Annotated in this window: 18 protein-coding genes and 1 tRNA gene; all 19 read left to right on the forward strand. The window is 44.9% G+C overall.

The features are described from left to right. Positions 1 to 10 precede the first annotated feature (10 nt). The 19 genes from aroC (at position 11) to ACO0K8_RS00865 (ending at position 20,007) form a co-directional block, all read left to right on the forward strand. Complete coding sequence (gene aroC, locus ACO0K8_RS00775) at positions 11 to 1,090, forward strand: chorismate synthase (RefSeq protein WP_422944720.1); 1,080 nt, start codon at positions 11 to 13, stop codon at positions 1,088 to 1,090. 234 nt (positions 1,091 to 1,324) lie between these two features. After that, positions 1,325 to 2,728, forward strand: a complete 1,404-nt coding sequence (gene leuC / locus ACO0K8_RS00780) for a 3-isopropylmalate dehydratase large subunit (protein WP_422944721.1) — start codon at positions 1,325 to 1,327, stop codon at positions 2,726 to 2,728. Between the two features lie 20 nt (positions 2,729 to 2,748). After that, entirely contained in the window at positions 2,749 to 2,871 is a 123-nt protein-coding gene (locus ACO0K8_RS00785; RefSeq protein WP_422944722.1) for an entericidin A/B family lipoprotein, read from the forward strand. A 1-nt stretch (position 2,872) separates the two neighbouring features. Continuing rightward, positions 2,873 to 3,520: a 3-isopropylmalate dehydratase small subunit gene (leuD, locus tag ACO0K8_RS00790; RefSeq protein ID WP_422944723.1), complete on the forward strand. Its 648-nt coding sequence runs from the start codon at positions 2,873 to 2,875 to the stop codon at positions 3,518 to 3,520. A 27-nt stretch (positions 3,521 to 3,547) separates the two neighbouring features. After that, entirely contained in the window at positions 3,548 to 4,618 is a 1,071-nt protein-coding gene (gene leuB, locus ACO0K8_RS00795) for a 3-isopropylmalate dehydrogenase (RefSeq protein WP_422944724.1), read from the forward strand. A 69-nt stretch (positions 4,619 to 4,687) separates the two neighbouring features. After that, positions 4,688 to 5,815, forward strand: coding sequence for an aspartate-semialdehyde dehydrogenase (asd, locus tag ACO0K8_RS00800; RefSeq protein ID WP_422944725.1), 1,128 nt, complete (start codon positions 4,688 to 4,690; stop codon positions 5,813 to 5,815). Between the two features lie 555 nt (positions 5,816 to 6,370). Beyond that, the gene (locus ACO0K8_RS00805) at positions 6,371 to 9,157 is read left to right on the forward strand and encodes a FimV/HubP family polar landmark protein (RefSeq protein WP_422944726.1); all 2,787 of its coding nucleotides are present in this window, start codon (positions 6,371 to 6,373) and stop codon (positions 9,155 to 9,157) included. Between the two features lie 76 nt (positions 9,158 to 9,233). Beyond that, positions 9,234 to 10,076: a tRNA pseudouridine(38-40) synthase TruA gene (gene truA / locus ACO0K8_RS00810; RefSeq protein ID WP_422944727.1), complete on the forward strand. Its 843-nt coding sequence runs from the start codon at positions 9,234 to 9,236 to the stop codon at positions 10,074 to 10,076. 210 nt (positions 10,077 to 10,286) lie between these two features. Then, on the forward strand, positions 10,287 to 12,080 hold the full coding sequence (gene lepA, locus ACO0K8_RS00815; RefSeq protein WP_422944728.1) for a translation elongation factor 4: 1,794 nt from the start codon (positions 10,287 to 10,289) through the stop codon (positions 12,078 to 12,080). Then, positions 12,077 to 12,988 carry a signal peptidase I gene (gene lepB, locus ACO0K8_RS00820; RefSeq protein ID WP_422944729.1) on the forward strand — a complete coding sequence of 304 codons (912 nt, stop codon included), beginning with the start codon at positions 12,077 to 12,079 and terminating at the stop codon, positions 12,986 to 12,988. The genes lepA and lepB overlap by 4 nt, the downstream gene beginning before the upstream one ends. Before the next feature lie 14 nt (positions 12,989 to 13,002). Continuing rightward, entirely contained in the window at positions 13,003 to 13,398 is a 396-nt protein-coding gene (locus ACO0K8_RS00825; protein WP_422944730.1) for a DUF4845 domain-containing protein, read from the forward strand. A gap of 10 nt (positions 13,399 to 13,408) precedes the next feature. After that, a complete protein-coding gene (rnc, locus tag ACO0K8_RS00830) occupies positions 13,409 to 14,281 on the forward strand; it encodes a ribonuclease III (RefSeq protein ID WP_422944731.1) in 873 nt (290 codons plus the stop codon). Beyond that, positions 14,278 to 15,183: a GTPase Era gene (gene era / locus ACO0K8_RS00835; protein ID WP_422944732.1), complete on the forward strand. Its 906-nt coding sequence runs from the start codon at positions 14,278 to 14,280 to the stop codon at positions 15,181 to 15,183. Before rnc ends, era begins: the two co-directional genes overlap by 4 nt. A gap of 5 nt (positions 15,184 to 15,188) precedes the next feature. Further along, entirely contained in the window at positions 15,189 to 16,028 is an 840-nt protein-coding gene (recO, locus tag ACO0K8_RS00840) for a DNA repair protein RecO (protein WP_422944733.1), read from the forward strand. Further along, positions 16,025 to 16,783, forward strand: coding sequence for a pyridoxine 5'-phosphate synthase (gene pdxJ / locus ACO0K8_RS00845; RefSeq protein WP_422944734.1), 759 nt, complete (start codon positions 16,025 to 16,027; stop codon positions 16,781 to 16,783). The genes recO and pdxJ overlap by 4 nt, the downstream gene beginning before the upstream one ends. After that, positions 16,780 to 17,181, forward strand: coding sequence for a holo-ACP synthase (gene acpS / locus ACO0K8_RS00850; RefSeq protein WP_422944735.1), 402 nt, complete (start codon positions 16,780 to 16,782; stop codon positions 17,179 to 17,181). The genes pdxJ and acpS overlap by 4 nt, the downstream gene beginning before the upstream one ends. A gap of 1 nt (position 17,182) precedes the next feature. Next, positions 17,183 to 19,096: an excinuclease ABC subunit UvrC gene (gene uvrC / locus ACO0K8_RS00855; RefSeq protein ID WP_422944736.1), complete on the forward strand. Its 1,914-nt coding sequence runs from the start codon at positions 17,183 to 17,185 to the stop codon at positions 19,094 to 19,096. Between the two features lie 180 nt (positions 19,097 to 19,276). After that, on the forward strand, positions 19,277 to 19,861 hold the full coding sequence (gene pgsA, locus ACO0K8_RS00860; protein ID WP_422944737.1) for a CDP-diacylglycerol--glycerol-3-phosphate 3-phosphatidyltransferase: 585 nt from the start codon (positions 19,277 to 19,279) through the stop codon (positions 19,859 to 19,861). 70 nt (positions 19,862 to 19,931) lie between these two features. Continuing rightward, positions 19,932 to 20,007 (forward strand) — tRNA-Gly (locus tag ACO0K8_RS00865). The last annotated feature ends 6 nt before the right edge of the window (positions 20,008 to 20,013 follow it).

Consider the following 20,013-nt stretch of genomic DNA (forward strand, 5'->3'; position numbering starts at 1 on the left):
TGTAAATATTATGTCTGGTAATACTTTTGGTAACTTGTTTTCAGTAACTACATTTGGTGAGTCTCATGGTCCGGCGATTGGATGCATTATTGATGGATGTCCACCTGGTTTAGAACTGTCGGAGTCTGATATCCAGCCGGATTTGGATAGGCGCAAACCCGGGACTTCGCGTCACGTTACGCAAAGACAAGAATCAGATACTGTAGAAATTTTATCTGGTGTATATCAAGGAAAAACCACTGGCACGCCGATTGCATTGCTAATTCGAAATGAGGATCAACGAAGTAAAGATTATGGCAATATTACCGAGACCTTCCGTCCTGGGCACGCCGATTATACTTATTGGCATAAATACGGCATTAGGGATCCGCGTGGTGGTGGACGCTCTTCGGCTCGGTTGACCGCGCCAGTTGTAGGTGCGGCTGCGATTGCAAAAAAATGGCTATTTCAGCAATATGGCACGTTTTTTAATGGGTGCATGAGTCAGTTGGGCGAAATTCAGATTCCCTTTGATTCTTGGGATTTTGTTGCTCAAAATCCTTTTTTTGCGGCATCAAACGATTCGGTCCTGATTGCTCAGTTGGAAGATTACATGGATGCGTTACGTAAAGACGGCGACTCGATTGGCGCACGTATTGATGTTGTCGCTAGAAATGTGCCAGTTGGTTTAGGTGAGCCGATTTACGATAAATTAGATGCGGAAATAGCCTACGCCATGATGGGAATCAATGCTGTCAAAGGAGTGGAGATTGGTGCTGGATTTAAATCTATCGCCCAGCGTGGTTCTGAGCATGGGGACGAATTGACTTCGGATGGTTTTGTTGGAAATAACTCTGGGGGCATCTTGGGTGGGATTTCTAGCGGGCAAGATATTACTGTTTCGATCGCGATTAAGCCTACTTCGTCTATCCGAACGCCGCGGCGCTCGCTTGATAAAGATGGTAATCCAGTTATGGTGGAAACCTTTGGTCGGCATGATCCCTGTGTCGGAATCCGCGCGACCCCCATTGCTGAAGCGATGCTGGCGTTGGTGTTGATGGATCATGCATTACGTCATCGCGCGCAATGTGGCGATGTGAAGATAAATTGATTCAATTCTTTTGCTGTGCGTTGAAATAATCTGAATATAAACTGGAAAAAGCGGTACTTGCTCTTAATTTTCAAATGAAAATTTTGTATTTGGTGCTGTTTTTAATTTTTTATATTGAGCTTGTTAGGCCTTAAATTGATGTGTCTGTGCAGTTTTGCGTTGCACAATTGTGGCATAATCAAGAGCTAAACGAAATTTACGCTCAACGATTTACTCCATTTTAGACATCAGATCATGCTTAAGACGCTGTACGACAAACTTTGGGAATCTCATGTAGTTCATGAGGATCAAGATGGCACTGCCATTCTATATATTGATCGACATTTATTACATGAGGTCACGAGCCCGCAAGCTTTCGATGGTTTGCGCTTAGCCGGACGTCAGCCTTGGCGCCTGTCTGCAAATCTGGTAGTGGCAGATCATAATGTACCCACTACTAACCGCATTAACGGTATCGATGATCCGATTTCGCGTTTGCAGGTAGAAACCCTGGATGCGAATGCCAGGCAATATGGTCTGACCTATTTTGGCATGAATGATAAGCGTCAGGGCATTGTTCATGTGATCGGGCCTGAGCAAGGCGCAACCTTACCGGGCATGACCGTTGTTTGTGGTGACTCCCACACATCTACGCATGGCGCGTTCGGGTGCTTGGCGCATGGCATTGGTACGTCGGAAGTCGAGCATGTGCTCGCGACACAAACCCTGATCGCAAAAAAATCAAAATCTATGCTGGTCCAGGTCGATGGTGTCATGCCTGTTGGCGTGACTGCCAAGGATGTGGTTCTCGCGATTATCGGCAGGATAGGTACCGCTGGTGGAACTGGCTATGCGATTGAATTTGCCGGTTCGACGATTCGTAGCTTGTCTATGGAAGGCCGGATGACCGTATGTAATATGGCAATCGAGGCTGGCGCACGCGCGGGTATGGTCGCAGTCGATCAAATTACGATTGATTATGTTAAAGGCCGTCCTTTCTCTCCGGTTGGACCGCACTGGGATCGTGCAGTTGAATACTGGGCGAGTTTGCATACCGATATCGGCGCTAAGTTCGATATGGTGGTGACACTGAACGCCGCCGAGATTAAGCCTCAGGTTACTTGGGGAACATCACCGGAAATGGTCGTTGCTATCGATGCTCGTGTGCCGGATCCGGATCTCGAAAAAGATGCAGTGAAACGTGATGCGATGGAGAAAGCCCTTGCATATATGGAATTGCAGCCGAACATGGCTATCGAAGACATTCGTATAGATAAAGTGTTTATCGGCTCCTGTACCAATTCGCGGATAGAGGATTTGCGTGCTGCTGCGGCCGTAGTGCGCGGCAAGTTTCGCGCTTCCAATGTTAAATTGGCGATGGTCGTGCCCGGTTCTGGGTTAGTAAAGGATCAGGCTGAGCGTGAGGGACTGGACCAGATATTTCGTGATGCCGGTTTTGAATGGCGTGAACCTGGTTGCTCGATGTGCTTGGCTATGAACGCCGACCGACTGGAGCCGGGCGAGCGTTGTGCATCCACATCGAATCGTAATTTTGAAGGTCGCCAGGGACAGGGCGGACGCACCCATCTGGTTTCGCCAGCGATGGCCGCTGCCGCTGGTATTGCAGGTCATTTTGTTGATGTCCGCGCGTTACGCTAAACTTTTCTCGGGAAAATTACATGAAAAAACTATTTACACTCATTTTTTGCGTCGTGTTTTTGGCTGGTTGTAATACGGTCCATGGTTTTGGTCAGGACGTAAAAAAAGTCGGTGAGTCGCTCGAAGGTGCAAGTAAAAAATAATATGGAAAAATTTACCGTACTCAATGGCTTGGTCGCACCTATGGACAGGGCGAACGTAGATACCGATGCCATCATACCCAAGCAGTTTTTGAAATCCATCAAACGCAGCGGCTTTGGTCCGAATCTGTTCGATGAATGGCGTTATCTGGATCATGGTGAGCCAGGCATGGACAATAGTCAGCGCCCGTTAAATCCAGATTTCGTCCTGAATCAGGTTCGTTATCAGGGGGCCTCTATTTTATTGACTCGCAAAAATTTTGGCTGTGGCTCTTCTCGTGAACATGCGCCATGGGCGTTGGAGCAATACGGTTTTCGTGCCGTTATAGCCCCGAGTTTTGCCGATATTTTTTTCAATAACTGTTTTAAGAATGGTTTGCTGCCTATCGTTTTGTCTGAGCAAGACATTGATCATTTGTTTAATGAAGTCAAGGTTTTTCCTGGATATCATTTGGTCGTTAATCTGGAGAATCAAGTAGTCGCAACGTCTAACGGCAGTGTCAGTTATCCGTTTGAGGTCGATACTTTCCGTAAGTATTGCCTGCTAAATGGTCTGGATGATATCGGACTGACATTGCGTCAGGCCGACAAAATTCGTGCTTTTGAAGAGCGCCATGTCGCTATGCAGCCTTGGTTATCGAACACTATTTAACTTGACTCGACTGGATTTTAACTAAATATGAAAATTGCAATTTTGCCGGGCGATGGTATCGGCCCAGAGATCGTTGAGCAAGCTGTAAAAGTATTAAATGCGTTAGGTGAGTCCTTTGAGATGGAAACGGCTCCAGTTGGTGGTGCCGGTTACGAGGCGCACGGACACCCGTTGCCTGAAGCGACATTAAAACTGGCGCAGGACGCCGACGCAGTGTTGTTTGGCTCTGTCGGTGATTGGAAGTACGATACTTTAGAGCGCTCCTTGCGTCCGGAGCAGGCAATTCTTGGTTTGCGTAAAAACTTGAATCTGTTCGCAAACTTACGACCTGCAATTTTGTACCCGGAACTCGCTGGTGCTTCGACTTTGAAACCTGAGGTTGTTTCTGGATTGGATATTCTGATCATTCGCGAATTGACTGGCGATATTTATTTCGGGCAGCCACGTGGCGTGCGTGTTTGTCCTGATGGCCCTTTCAAGGGGCAGCGTGAGGGGTTTGATACCATGCGCTATGCTGAAGATGAAATCCGGCGCATTGCGCACGTGGCATTTCAGGCTGCGCAAAAGCGCGATAAGCGACTAACCAGTGTGGATAAGGCTAACGTACTTGAGACCTTTCAGTTCTGGAAGGATATAGTTATTGATGTTCACAAAGAATATCCTGATGTTGCTCTGGATCATATGTACGTCGATAATGCGGCAATGCAATTGGTGCGTGCTCCGAAAAAATTTGACGTTCTTGTTACTGGCAATATGTTTGGTGATATTTTGTCTGACGCTGCTGCAATGTTGACGGGTTCTATCGGTATGCTGCCATCGGCCTCGCTCGATGCCAATAATAAAGGCTTATATGAGCCATCTCATGGGTCTGCTCCTGATATAGCAGGTAAGGGTGTGGCAAATCCATTAGCAACTATTTTGTCTGCTGCGATGATGTTGCGTTATTCTTTGGCGAAAGCGGAACAGGCTGATCGTATAGAAAATGCCGTGAAAAAAGTATTGGCGCAAGGCTTACGTACCCCGGATATTTATGAAGCTGGCACCACCAAAGTCGGTACCGTTGAGATGGGTGCTGCCGTGGTACAAGCGTTGGCATAGTCGGGATGAAGGTTAACAGTAAGTGGTATTGAAATCCGCAGGTGATCCTGTAACTATTAGGGAAAGATGATGAAACTAGTTGGTCTGGTAGGTTGGCGTGGAATGGTAGGTTCAGTCTTGATGCAGCGCATGCAGGAAGAGGGTGATTTTGCCGATATCGAGCCAGTGTTTTTCTCTACATCCAACACGGGTGGTACAGCCCCTGCGATGGCGAAGAATGAAAAAACATTAAAAGACGCAAATGACATTGAAGCACTGAAAAAGTGCGACATTATTATTACTTGCCAGGGTGGTGACTACACCACGGAAATTTTCCCAAAATTGCGTGCGGCTGGCTGGAGTGGCTACTGGATTGACGCGGCATCGAGTCTTCGTATGGATGACGATGCCATCATTGTGCTCGATCCTGTGAACCTTGATGTCATTAAGTCCGGTTTGAGTCGTGGTGTGAAAAATTACATTGGCGGCAATTGCACCGTGTCCTGTATGTTAATGGGACTCGGCGGCTTGTTTCAGCACAATCTGGTCGACTGGATGTCTTCCATGACTTATCAGGCTGCATCTGGTGGTGGCGCAAAGCATATGCGCGAGTTGTTGACTCAATTTGGCTCGATACATGCGGAAGTGAAGTCTTTGCTGGATAATCCGGCTGCCGCTATTCTTGAAATAGACCGTAAAGTTTTATCTAAACAGCATTCTTTTGGCGCTGATGAGATCAAGCAGTTTGGCGCACCTTTGGCTGGTAATTTGATCCCTTGGATTGATAAAGATCTGGGCAATGGTGTTTCTAAGGAAGAGTGGAAAGCTGGCGCTGAAACTAATAAAATTCTTGGAACTGGCGAGGCATTTGGAACTGCCGCAATTCCGGTTGACGGTTTATGTGTTCGTGTTGGCGCTATGCGCTGTCACTCGCAGGCGTTGACGATTAAGCTAAAACGTGACGTTCCATTGGATGAAATCAATGACATGATTGCCCAAAATAATCAGTGGGTAAAAGTTGTGCCAAATGAGCGTGTCGCGTCTATGCAGCATCTTACACCTGCCGCGGTTACAGGCAGTCTTACTATTCCGGTGGGGCGTTTAAGGAAGATGCAGATGGGAGGAGAGTATCTGTCTGCATTTACGGTGGGTGATCAATTATTGTGGGGGGCAGCGGAGCCGTTGCGACGCATGCTGAGAATTTTAATTGCACATTAAATTTGTAATTTTCCAATAAATGTAATATGAATAGAGCCAGTGGAAATATTTTTCAGTGGCTCTTTTCATTTGCATAGCCATGAGTTTTTATTTTTTCTGCGTTTATTACTAACTTGAGGCTCTCAATTTGATGTATTTAATGGTCATTTGATGCAATTTATCGGTTTTTCTAGTGTATATTTTTTGAGAAATGTAAATGCTTTGTAAGTATTTGATTGCTTCTATGCCTTTATTCTTGGTGATCAGCTATTATGCGGAAACATTCTCTCAAAAAATGCGAAGCGCTTAATTTATAGTTTAAATCGAGAAGAGGCGCTTTTTTAATAGATTTGATTTCTGAATTTGGATTTCGCCATAATTCCTTAAATTGTTAAACCGCAACAACGATTTTTAATGTAATAAATAGTTTGCCTTCTTAATTTATTTACCATGGGCGGAAATCGGGTTAAGCTTGCGCGGCTAACTTTGTAATGTTATCTTAAGACAATAAGATAACAATTAGACGCGATTGATAAAAACTGCTATCGCTAACTGTAATTGCCAAAGATCAAAAAAATGTCCTATAAAATGCATAATTATAAACGTTTGCCAATGAGTTCACTAGGACGTAAAGTGTTGAGTGCTGCTGTAGCCTCCACACTTTTATTGTTGTCTGAAGTTCATGCTACTGGCCTTGGAAAGCTTACTGTGCTTTCAGCTTTGGGGCAGCCTTTAAGAGCAGAAATCGAACTGACGTCTCCCGATAAAGATGAAATTAGTTCATTGGTGCCCAAGCTGGCTTCGGCTGAAGCATTTAGGCAGTCGAGCATAGACTTTAATCCTGCCTTGTTGTCATTGCGCTTTGCCGTTGAATCTCGCGGCGCTGGTTATGTGATTCGCCTATCTTCAACTCAAGCAATGAATGAGCCGTTCGTTGATTTGTTGCTTGAAATGAATTCCAATAATGGTAAGCTGTTGCGTGAATACACTTTTTTACTTGATCCTGCTGAATTGAGAAGTAGCCAGTCGGCACAGATTGCAAATCCGGTAAGTGTCGCAGCACAAAATGCATCTACAAAGGCTGTATCGCAATCGAAATCCCAGGTAGCTCCAAGTCCGAACGCTACGCCGATAGCGTCAGTTGCTCAGAAAAAGCCCGTTGAGAAAGTACCTGTAGTCAACAAGGAGGATAAGTCATCCTCAGATTATCAAGTTAAAAGAGGCGATACGCTTGGTCGCATTGCCGAGGCGCACCGAAGTGAGGGGGTTTCTCTGGATCAAATGCTGGTTGGGTTATATAAGGCAAATCCACAGGCATTTTCTGGGAATAACATGAATCGTTTGAAGTCGGGGCAGATATTGTCTATTCCCGATGCGAATGCCATTCAAGCCAGCACGACAACTGAGTCTCACTCAGTTGTGATGGCACACGCTGCAGATTTTACTTCTTATAGGAATAAGCTGGCCGGACAGGTGGCTGATGCGCCTGCGCAGAGAGTGGCGGATAGTAAGCAAAACGTCAGTGGCTCTATAACTGCTAAGGTTAAAGAGGTGCCTACGGCTACTAACGAGTCCTTGGATAAACTGAAACTGTCAAAAGCGGTATCGACTGGATCCTCAAAAACTGCTACAGCAAAGGCCTCTGTTGAGGAGGACAAGCTTGCAAGAGATAAAGCCGTCGTAGATGCAAATGCGCGGGTAAAAGAGTTGGAAAAAAATGTCGGGGATTTGCAGAAAATTCTTGAAGTGAAAAACAAAGATCTTGCGGAGAAGCAATCTGCAGCAGCGAAAACGGTCACCACTGTTGTTGCACCTGTTAGTACGTCCAAACCAGTAGAGTTAACGTCCGCTTCCGCGGCTCTGGCGTCGAATGCGCCGGTCCCTGCCGCTCCTGCTTCCGTCGCTGCAGTGCCGGTTTCGCCAGCTCCTCCCGTTAAGAAGAAACTTGCTCCTCCACCGCCGCCTCCAGAATTAAATTGGTATGATAATTGGAGTGATTGGTTGTTGCCTGGTACGGCAATTTTGGCTTTACTGGGCGGCGTAGGTTTATGGTCAAGTCGTCGGAGTAAAAAAACTCAACAGTTTGATGATAGTGTTCTTACTGGCTCTAGCATGAAGGCGAATTCTATGTTTGGCTCTACCGGAGGTCAAAGTGTAGATACAAATAATAGTGTCTTTAATTCTAATTTTGCGCCTTCCGCTAGTCAATTAGATGCTAATGAAGTTGATCCAGTTGCCGAAGCCGATGTCTACATTGCCTACGGTCGAGATTCACAAGCTGAAGAAATTTTAAAAGAAGCATTGCGTACGCAGCCTGAGCGTCATGCTGTTCGTGTGAAATTACTTGAGATATATTTTAGTCGCAAAGATCCGAGATCATTTGAACGCCTTGCCAGTGAGCTGTATGGTATGACGAGTGGTGAGGGGGATGAGTGGGCCCAAGCTATCTCTATGGGGGTCACTTTGGAGCCGACTAACCCGCTGTACGCCGGCGGCAAGTCCCAAGCGGATTTTTCTACTAATACTGGTGCTCAAGGTGTCAGTGCTCAAACTCAAGATGATCTTGATCCAGAATCTCTTTTGGGGAATTCGCTATCTCAGGATATGCTTGACTCTATTAGTATTATAGATACTGCATCTGGATTGACTGAGGACCCAGATCATCCAAATGCTGAATTTGTAAGTACTAAAGATAGTCATCTTGAGCCAATATTGGATATCGATTCACTCGATTTTGATTTGGATATGTCAGATATCGCTTCAACTAATGAACTAGATATTGCGCCTATCGTGCCAGCGGAAATAAAAGAGACTGGTAAGTCGGTTGTTTCCGACTTGGCTGCGGAGTCGAACTCAGTCGATTTTGGTGTCATTGACTTTGATTTCGGATCAAGTGACGCTGACGCAAAAGTCGAGCCTAGTGCAAATGAAGTCGATCATCTAAATGCCGATGTTGCAGCGTTTCAGTCAGCGTTGATAGCAGATGAAAATCAACTGGCATTTGAATCGACTTCGCCTGCGAATGCTTTGGATTTCAAGAGCCCGAATGTCGAACATGATCTGAATCAATCTGCTGAGGATAGTGATGGGGCGGTTGCTTCGGTTCCATCTGCGTTTGAGTTTGATTTGTCAGGGATTAATCTGGATCTCGGTGCGGATGATTTGAAGCTTGATATTCCTGTTTCGACGAATGATGATTCGTCTTCCTATAATGCTGAAATGGCGACAAAATTAGATCTCGCGGTCGCATATCAGGAAATTGGTGATAAGGAAGGCGCCCGTGAATTGTTGGATGAGGTGCTGAAGGGCGGGACGTCAGATCAAATAGAAAAAGCGAAAGCTATGCTCGGTCAACTGATTTAAGTAAAAATTATTAACATGAACGGGCGCAGCGTGTAGCTTGCGCCCGTTTTACTTTTTAAGTAATAGAATATTCGAAATGAAGCGACTTGTATTCGGTGTGCAATACGATGGTAGTTGTTGGCACGGCTGGCAAACACAGCCTGGAGGGGAAACTGTTCAGGATGCTCTTGAGAAGGCGCTAGGCCTATTTGCACAATGTGAAATTGTAACAACATGTGCCGGGCGAACCGATGCTGGTGTTCATGCAATAGAGCAAGTTGTTCATTTTGATACTGTACTGGATCGATCTGAGCACTCGTGGCTAAATGGTGTTAATGCGTTCTTGCCTTCGTCCATCGTTGTTAGGTGGATTTGTGAGGTCGCATTTTTTGATCCTAGCAGTCAGGACAATTTTCACGCAAGATTTAGTGCGCATGCCCGCACCTATCACTATTTGTTGTACAACAATCGTATTCGATCTCCGATGTGGTCTAAGCGAGCGGGATGGGTATATCGCCCTTTGGATGTGGGGCAAATGCTGCTAGGTGCTCGTCATTTGGTTGGAGAGCACGATTTTACTGCGTTTAGAGCTGCGGCATGTCAGGCGAAGTCTCCTATAAAGCAGATGTACAAAATCGAGATTAAGCGGCAGGGCGATTTGATTGTTTTTAGCTTGCGTGCAAACGCTTTCCTGCATCACATGGTGAGGAATATTATGGGGGCTCTGATTGCAGTTGGTACAGGGAAAAAAGATCCAAAATGGATAGAGTATCTTCTGCAAAGTAGAGATAGAAGCTTGTCGGCACCTACATTTATGCCAGACGGGTTATATTTATCACGGATTGAATATGATAAAAAATGGCAATTGCCGCAGAATTTATGCCCAAATCAGCCTTGGTTCTTATCTTTGTTTGACGATGAACAGATGGTTGGCCTCTGAAATAAACTCTAATTGTAAATTTAGCCGCATTTCTCGATTATATTAGCGGTTGACAATAAGGCATTTTTTTACCTTTCCAGTATGAATAATCAGTTTTCTATTCGGAATTCCGGTAAAATGGCGTTTTGCATAATCCAAACTTGAGGCGCTCGCCTGGGATCTTTGCCCGGTTAAGGGCGCTTTTTTTGTAATCGGCTTTTTCTCTCCCTAATGAATAACATTCGTAATTTCTCCATTATTGCTCATATTGACCACGGTAAATCCACCTTGGCTGATCGTATTATTCAGCTATGCGGAGGTTTGTCCGATCGCGAAATGGAAGCGCAGGTTCTGGATTCCATGGATATTGAGCGCGAGCGCGGTATTACTATCAAAGCGCAAACTGCAGCTTTAACCTATAAAGCTAGAGATGGTCAAACATATAATTTGAATTTAATCGATACACCAGGTCATGTCGACTTTAGCTACGAAGTTAGTCGTTCGCTTTCTGCTTGCGAAGGTGCGTTGTTGGTGGTTGATGCATCTCAGGGGGTCGAAGCGCAAACCGTTGCTAATTGCTATACCGCAATTGAACTTGGCGTGGAAGTTGTACCGGTATTAAATAAAATTGATTTACCTTCTGCCGATCCGGATAATGCTATTCGAGAAATTGAAGAAGTCATCGGTATTGATGCAAGCGAGGCTGTCCATTGCTCCGCAAAAACAGGACTGGGAGTGCAAGATGTTCTTGAGTCTTTAATTGTTAAGGTTCCTCCTCCAAGTGGAGATCCGGATGCGCCGCTCCAAGCTTTGATTGTTGACTCTTGGTTTGATAATTATGTTGGTGTGGTGATGTTGGTGCGCATCATAAATGGGACCCTACGTCCTAAAGATAAAATTTTGTTTATGGCAACTGAGGCGCAGCACCTTGTTGAAAGCGTGGGCGTATTTACTCCGAAGTCTTTATCGAGAACGGCTTTGTCCGCTGGACAAGTTGGATTCATTATTGCTGGTATTAAAGAATTAAAATCTGCCAAAGTAGGTGATACGGTTACTCATGCCGCAAGACCTGCAACTGCATCTTTGCCTGGCTTTAAAGAGATACAACCGCAGGTATTTGCGGGTCTGTTTCCCGTCGAGGCAAATCAATATGATGCGTTACGTGATTCCCTAGAGAAATTGAAGCTCAATGATGCCGCGTTGATGTACGAGCCAGAGGTTTCACAAGCGTTAGGTTTTGGTTTTCGCTGTGGATTCCTTGGTTTATTGCATATGGAAATAGTGCAAGAGCGCCTCGAGCGTGAGTTTGATATGGACCTTATCACGACTGCCCCTACTGTTGTTTATGAAGTTATTATGGCAGATGGTAGTATTTTGATGGTAGACAACCCGTCTAAAATGCCGGAGCCATCAAAAATAGAAGAAATTCGTGAGCCAATTGTTACTGTTAATTTGTATATGCCACAAGAGTATGTCGGCTCAGTGATTACCCTGTGCACTTCGAAACGAGGAGTGCAATTGGATATGAATTATCATGGCAGGCAGGTTAAGCTGACTTATGAAATGCCGATGGCTGAAATTGTTTTGGACTTCTTTGATCGACTTAAGTCAACTTCACGTGGTTACGCGTCGATGGATTACGAGTTTAAGGAATATCGATCTGCGGATGTTGTTAAGGTTGATATGCTGATTAATAGCGAAAAAGTAGACGCCTTGGCAATTATTGTACATAGATCCAATAGTAATTATCGGGGGCGGGCAGTTGCGGCTAAAATGCGTGAACTGATTCCTAGGCAGATGTTTGATGTAGCTATTCAAGCTGCTATTGGAGCAAATATTATTTCGCGCGAAAACGTCAAAGCGTTACGGAAAAATGTTTTGGCGAAGTGCTATGGTGGTGATATTAGTCGTAAGCGCAAGTTGCTCGAAAAGCAAAAGGCGGGTAAGAAGCGTATGAAACAAGTTGGTTCAGTAGAAATACCACAAGAAGCATTTTTGGCAATTTTACAAGTGGAAGATAAATGAGTTTTCAATCAATTCTAGGAAATTTTGCTTTAATCCTTTTAATCCTTACCTTTGTTACGGGGATAATTTGGTTTTTAGATGTGTTTGTTTTGGCAAAACAACGTCGTATTAACGCGAATAAGGCCCTGGCCGACTTTGATGCACGTAATCAGAAATTGACGGCGGAAGGGATTCGTTTGCAAGAAGGCGGGCGAATTGAATTGGCAGCGCGCTTACTAAAACAGCCTGCATGGATAGAGTATTCAGGGAGTTTTTTTCCAGTAATTGCGATGGTGTTTTTTTTACGATCATTCTTGTACGAACCTTTCAAAATACCTTCGAGCTCTATGTTGCCAACTTTATACGTCGGTGATTTAATCTTGGTAAATAAGTTTACTTATGGAATACGTTTGCCGGTTATTAATAAAAAAGTGCTGTCCTTAAACGACCCTCAGCGGGGCGATGTAATGGTCTTTAAGTATCCTGAAAATCCAAGTTTGGACTATATTAAACGTGTAGTTGGAGTTCCTGGTGATAAAGTTGTTTATAAAAATAAACGTTTGTCTGTAAATGGACAGGAAATCACTTATGACGCTCTGCCAGATTTTTTGGATGAGGAACGTCTTAATTATTCAACTCAGTATCGTGAAAATTTAATGGGTGTTAAACATAGAATATTGAACGACGTTCAAAGACCGTCTTTTGTGAGTGATCCGCACCAGTTTCCGAATCGCCAGTTGTGCTCTTACGATGATGCTGGCTTCACCTGTACAGTGCCTAAAGATCAGTATTTCATGATGGGTGATAATCGTGACAATAGCTTAGATAGTCGTTACTGGGGATTTGTGCCAGATCAAAATATTGTTGGGAAAGCTTTTTTTATTTGGATGAACTTTAGCAGTCCAAAGCGTATCGGTGGATTTGAATAACTAAGGAACTGTACATGAAAAATCGTAAAAATTACTCTTTAAAGCGCCAACAGGGACTTTCTTTGGTGGGGCTGATATTGACCTTGGGCGTGCTGGTTTTTGCAGCTATGCTGGCCGCAAAGGTTGTTCCTACGGTAATAGAGTATTCATCAATAAAGAAGGCAATGGTCTCTTCTAAACAAACAGGTAAAACGGTAAGGGAAATACAAGAAGCGTTTGATAAGCAAGCGGACGTTGGCTATTTTGATGCTGTCAAAGGTAAGGAATTGATAATAGTAAAAAATGGCGAAGACATGGAAGTTAGTTTCGCTTACTCAAAAAAAATACCCTTGTTTGGGCCTGCAAGCTTATTGATGGAGTATGAAGGTACTACAGCAAAAAGTGGTGCAGTCGCTAAGGTGAAGGAATAAGCAGGCATGTATGAATGAGCAATTATTACAAAAAAGGCTAGGGCATCAATTTTCAAATGCAGCATTGTTGCAGCAGGCCTTGACGCATCGAAGTCATAGCGTTTTACATAATGAACGCTTAGAGTTTCTGGGAGACTCAATTTTAAATTGTGTGATCGCTTCTTTATTATTTGATAGTTTCGCTAATATAGACGAAGGGGATTTATCTCGTGTTCGCGCTAACTTAGTCAAGCAACAGTCTTTGTATGAAGTCGCGCAAAGAATAGAGTTGTCGCAATTTTTGCGCTTGGGGGAGGGGGAGTTAAAATCAGGTGGATTTCGGCGGCCTTCTATACTAGCAGACACTTTAGAAGCCTTATTTGGTGCTATTTATCTTGATGCCGGTTTTGATGTTGCACGTGAAGTAATAAAGTCATTGTATGCCTCTGTTTTGGTGACGATAGATCCGACTACCCTAGGTAAGGATGCTAAGACCTTATTGCAAGAATTTTTGCAAAGTAAAAAAATTGCACTACCTCAATACAATGTTGTTGCCACGCATGGGGCTGCACACAATCAAGAATTTGAGATTGAATGTTTGGTTCCAAAACTGGAAATTCAGGTTTTTGGTGCTGGTGGCAGTCGCCGTGCTGGCGAGCAGGCAGCAGCTAAACTAGCGCTGGAGACTGCGCTAGCCTTACTTTCTAAGACGCCGGCAGCAAGAAAGAAAAGCAAGCCTAGAACTTCTCAGTTGAAACTGACAGGTATTGCCACCATCCAGACAGATGTTTATAGCGGCAGCGAACCCGAATTTCAAAATTCAAAATCTCCACAGGGTGCTTTAAGTGGCACAAATAAACCTGACTTGGCAACGCAACATAACTTAGATCCGAAAACCGCATGACTGATACTTCCTTAGATAATTCTGAATTTCGATGTGGTTACATCGCGATTGTCGGCCGCCCCAATGTAGGTAAATCTACTTTGATGAATGCACTTATTGGTGCAAAGGTGAGTATTACCTCGCGTAAAGCACAAACCACGCGACATCGGATTACTGGAATTCAAACTAAAGACAATGCTCAGTATATCTATGTGGATACTCCAGGATTCCAAACTCGTCACTCAAACCCTTTGAATCGTACATTAAATCGTACTGTTACAAACACATTGACCGCTTCTGATGTGATTTTATTCATTATTGAGGCAGGTACTTTTGGCGCAGCGGATCAGCAGGTAATTGATCTGTTGCCAAAAAATGTACCTTGCATTTTGGTGATTAACAAGTCTGATCGGGTGAAAGATAAAGCTGTGATGATGCCGTTTGCTCGAAAAATTATGGCCTTGTTTCCTTTTGCCGCAGTGGTGCCTGTTTCTGCCACTTTGAGATTTCAGTTGGAAAACCTGGAAGGCGAGACTAAAAAATACTTACCGTTGAACTCTCCAATTTTTGGTGAGGACGACATCACTGATCGCAGCGAGAAATTTCTTGCCACTGAAATCGTGCGCGAGAAGCTATTTCGCTTTGTCGGCGATGAATTGCCATATACCAGTACAGTGTTGATAGAGAAGTTTGAGCAAGAAGGTAACTTACGACGTATTTTTATCGCCATCTTAGTTGAGCGTGATGGGCATAAATCTATGGTTATCGGCAATAAAGGCGCTCGCTTGAAGGATATCTCCACGCAATCTCGTCAAGATATGGAAAAACTGTTCGGTGGCCCAGTGTATCTTGAGATCTGGATTAAAGTTAAATCCGGCTGGGCAGATAACGAAGCTGGTCTGCGTGCCTACGGTTACGAATAATAGACATGATAGAGGCGCTTGTCCGTTCCGATTTTGAGGCGCAGCCTGAAGCGGTAGAGACCAAGACGTCGATCATTGCGCCGATACGACGTGTTAGCGCTGCTAGGCCAATTGGAAAAAGAGCCCCGCTACATGTCAACCGTTGTTTGGCTCAGCCTGGTTTCGTATTGCATTCCTATCCGTATAAGGAAACTAGTCTTATTCTCGACGTTTTTAGCCGGGATTACGGACGGGTCTCATTAGTAGCCAAAGGCGCTAAGCGTCCGCACTCGCAGCTACGCAACGTTTTGCAAAGTTTTCAGCCATTAATCTTGGGTTGGAGTGGCAAGTCTGAAGTGCGTACCTTGATTTCCGCTGAGTGGGTGGGGGGTATGCTCCCTTTGGAAAAGTCTGGGCTCTTATGCGGATTTTACCTCAATGAGTTAATGCTGAAATTTCTGGTAAAAGATTCCCCGCACGCGGAACTATTTGGACACTATGTCTCGACCTTAAACCAACTAGCACATAATGAGCCAGCTCAAATTGTCTTGAGGAAATTTGAGCTGCTGTTGTTGACCGAGTCCGGCTTAATCGGCGAACTCTCGATTTGTACGTCGTCAAAAAAACGGCTCCTTCCAAGTCTCTATTATGTCTTAGAGCCTGAAAGAGGCGCGCGTCCGGCTAGAGCAGAAGATAAAATACCGAAAGTACTCGGGAAGACCTTGCTAGATATGTGTAATGAAGATTATTCTGATCCGACTACTCAGTTGCAAAGCAAAATGTTGATGCGGTTTTTACTGGCACATCATTTACATGGCATCCCATTAAATACCCGACAAATTCTGATTGATTTACAGAAGCTATGAATATTCACAACCAGACACAATTAATTGACCTCGGCATTAATATTGATCATGTTGCCACCTTGCGCAATGCACGTGGTACTAGCTATCCGGATCCTTTGCAGGCAGCTAGAATGGCTGAAGAGGCTGGTGCCGATTGTATTACTTTACACATGCGCGAAGATCGTCGCCATATTAAAGATGAGGATGTGAGGAAGCTTCGCCCCTTAATACTGACACGTATGAATCTGGAAGCAGCCGTGACTGCTGAAATGATCGATTTTGCTTGCAATATTAAACCACAAGACGTTTGTCTGGTTCCCGAGCATCGCGATGAGGTGACAACGGAAGGTGGATTGGATGTTGTTAGATACTTTTCAAGAGTTCAAGCGGCGGTCAAGCAATTGCAGTCTGAAGGTATTCGTGTAAGTCTGTTTATCGATGCCGATGAGCAGCAGGTGCAGGCGTCTAAGGAGGTCGGTGCGACGGTGATTGAAATTCATACCGGTCGCTATGCCGATGCTCCTGATGTCATAACGCAGGCTAGGGAGTTGGAGCGCGTACGGGCGGGGGCGAATGAGGCTCTTAAGCGGGGACTCAAGGTTAATGCCGGTCATGGCCTGCATTACAGTAACGTGCAGGTAATTGCTGCTATACCTGGAATTTCGGAGCTTAATATTGGCCATGCGGTAGTTGCTCACGCACTCTTTGTCGGTTGGAGTAAGGCTGTTTGTGATATGAAAGCGATCATGGTGCAAGCAAGGTTAAGTGCCAAATGATTTTTGGCATTGGCACCGATATCGTTCAGATTTCGCGTATAGAGGCTGCCTTGCTGCGTAGCGGAGAGCGCTTTGCCGAAAAAATACTTGGTGACGATGAAATTCATATTTACCTAAAGCGGAAGGCAAAGTCACATGCCTTAGGCGTTAAGTTTTTAGCGAGTCGTTTCGCTGCAAAAGAGGCATTTTCTAAAGCTCTTGGGCTCGGAATGCGCGCCCCTATGAGCTGGCAGTCGGTTCAAGTTACTAACGAAATAGACGGGCAGCCAAGTGTCGTGCTTAGCGGGCCAATATCTGAGTGGGTGAGCGAGCGAGGCTTAGTTGCTAAACTGTCCTTGTCGGATGAAGTCGAGTACGCGCTTGCCTTCGTACTCATCGAACACCTAAACTTGCATTGATATGTCTGACTTAATAGTTGACGCAGACAACGATCCGACACACCAGGATCCACGTTCGGTGGTGCTTGAAACTGTCGCTAAATTACCCAATTTGCCAGGTGTTTATCGGTATTTTGATGTACAAGGCCATGTTCTCTATGTCGGGAAAGCACGCGATCTAAAAAAGCGTGTTTCCAGCTACTTTCAAAAGACCTTGAGTAGTCCTCGTATTGCAATGATGGTTGCAAAAATATCACATTTGGAGACGACTGTCACCCGTAGTGAAGCGGAAGCATTGATTTTAGAGAATACTTTAATCAAAACTTTGCGGCCTCGCTACAATATATTGTTTCGTGACGATAAATCTTATCCCTATCTAAAAATAACTAACGAGCAATCGCCTCGCATGAGCTATTACAGGGGAACTATCGATAAAAAACATCAGTATTTCGGACCGTTCCCTTCGGCTTGGGCTGTGAAAGAATCCATGCAACTCTTGCAGAAAATTTTTCTTTTGCGAAGTTGTGAAGATAGCGTATTTGCCAATCGTACCCGTCCATGCTTACTGCATCAAATTCAAAGATGCAGCGCGCCTTGTGTCAATTTTATTCCTCACGAAGATTACCTTGTGGATGTTGACAATGCCGCCAAATTTTTACGTGGTCGGCAATCTGAGGTGATGCAAAATCTGGAGTCGAAAATGTTGGATTTTGCAGCGCAACTGAAATTCGAACAGGCTGCATTGGTCCGCAATCAAATGTCGGCGCTCTCCAAAATATTGCATCAGCAAAGTATGGAAACCAGTGGTGACAGTGACATTGATATTATCGCGGTGATTGTTGATGGGGGGCGTGCTTGCGTCAATCTTGCCATGGTTCGTGGTGGTCGCCATTTGGGTGATCGCGCTTACTTTCCCAGTCAGGTGGCAGAGGTCGCAGCTACTTCCGATGAGTCTATTGACGTTGCGGTGCTAACTGCTTTTCTGGCGCAGCACTATGCAGATCAGTTTATTCCTTCACAGTTGATCTTGAATGTTGAGTTCGATGCCCCTGATTTGATGCTTGCTTTGATGGCGCAATGCGGGCATAAAATATATTGTTCGTTTCAGCCTCAGGAACAAAGGCGAGCATGGCTTGAGATGGCAATTAAGGGGGCGCAGTTGTCATTGGCTCGGATGTTGTCAGAGCAAGGCTCGCAGCAGTCGAGGACGCGTTCTTTATGCTTAGCGTTGGAATTGGAACCCGAAGATATTGATCAATTGCGTATAGAGTGTTTTGATATTAGCCACACACATGGTGAGGCTACGCAAGCCTCCTGCGTAGTATTCCACCATCATGCTATGCAAAATTCTGAGTACCGTCGATTTAATATTAAGGACATTACACCTGGTGATGACTATGCTGCGATGCGACAGGTCATCTACAGACGCTATGAAAAAATGAGAGGTCTAGAGTCTGATGATGGCGATGGTAGTTTAGTACCACAACTAAATATGCCAGATTTGGTTTTAATAGATGGCGGTAAGGGACAGGTGGAGGTGGCGCGTCAGGTGTTTGAGGAGCTGGGCCTTGATGTGAGTTTAATTGTCGGAGTGGCCAAAGGCGAGGGCCGTAGAGTTGGGTTGGAAACGCTGATTTTTGTTGATGGTCGCTCACCGAGAGAGTTGGGTAAGGAATCGGCCGCCCTAATGCTGATCGCGCAAATCAGAGATGAGGCGCATCGCTTTGCAATTACCGGTATGCGTGCCAAGCGTGCCAAGGCAAGGCAAACTTCTCAGCTCGAAGAGATAGAGGGCGTTGGTCCGAAACGTAGGCAGCGGCTGTTAGTCCGATTTGGCGGCTTAAAAGGTGTCGCTGATGCTAGTATCGAGGATCTAATGGCGGTTGAAGGGATCTCGCGTCTACTTGCAGAAGAAATCTATAAGCGATTGCGATAATATCTGTAGAGATTGCTTTCGATAGTCGCGATACATCAGTAAAATTGCTAAACATAGTACGCGGTATCAATTTTAATAAAACTTACTTTTTAGCTGCCTAGCTTTTTCTCCTGCTTGAGTCATCTCGTTTGAGGAATATGACTGGATTTAATATGACGATAAAATTTCTACGCCAAAAAAATGCCGTTTAATTTCCCCATTTTACTTACTTGGTTACGCGTTGCCTTGATTCCTTTGGTAATGGGGGTGTTTTATTTGCCTAAGTCTTGGCTGGGGTCGATTGATCCTGGCGCTGCATCCACCGCGGTTTTTATAATTGCTGCGGTCACTGATTGGTTTGATGGATTTTTGGCGCGGCGATGGAATCAAACTTCTGCGTTTGGCGCTTTTCTTGATCCTGTGGCGGATAAACTGATGGTGGCGGGGGCCTTGTTGGTGTTAATGGAATTTCGTCAAATCGAGTATATCGCCATCATCGCTTTTATTATTATCGGTCGTGAAATTACGATTTCTGCGTTACGTGAATGGATGGCTCAGATCGGTGCGTCTAAGTCCGTTGCAGTCAGTTCTATCGGTAAAATTAAAACGACTGCACAGATGATTGCTATTCCTATGCTGCTGTTCGACAAGGTATTGTTCGGCGTGATAAATACGCATTTATGGGGGCAGTTCTTGTTATGGATTGCTGCCGCGTTGACATTGTGGTCTATGTTTTACTATATGCGCAAAGCATGGCCATTGATTAAAGCAAATGCCGAACAATGATCGAGTCTGTGCCCGGGCAAAAGTCTTGACAGAAAAGCTGGGTGCTATATAATGTGGGGCTGTTGTTCATGCGGGAGTAGCTCAGTTGGTAGAGCGCAACCTTGCCAAGGTTGAGGTCGAGAGTTCGAGCCTCTTCTCCCGCTCCAGATTTT

The sequence above is a fragment of the Undibacterium sp. Ren11W genome, from assembly GCF_049340485.1.
GTDB lineage: Bacteria > Pseudomonadota > Gammaproteobacteria > Burkholderiales > Burkholderiaceae_D > Undibacterium.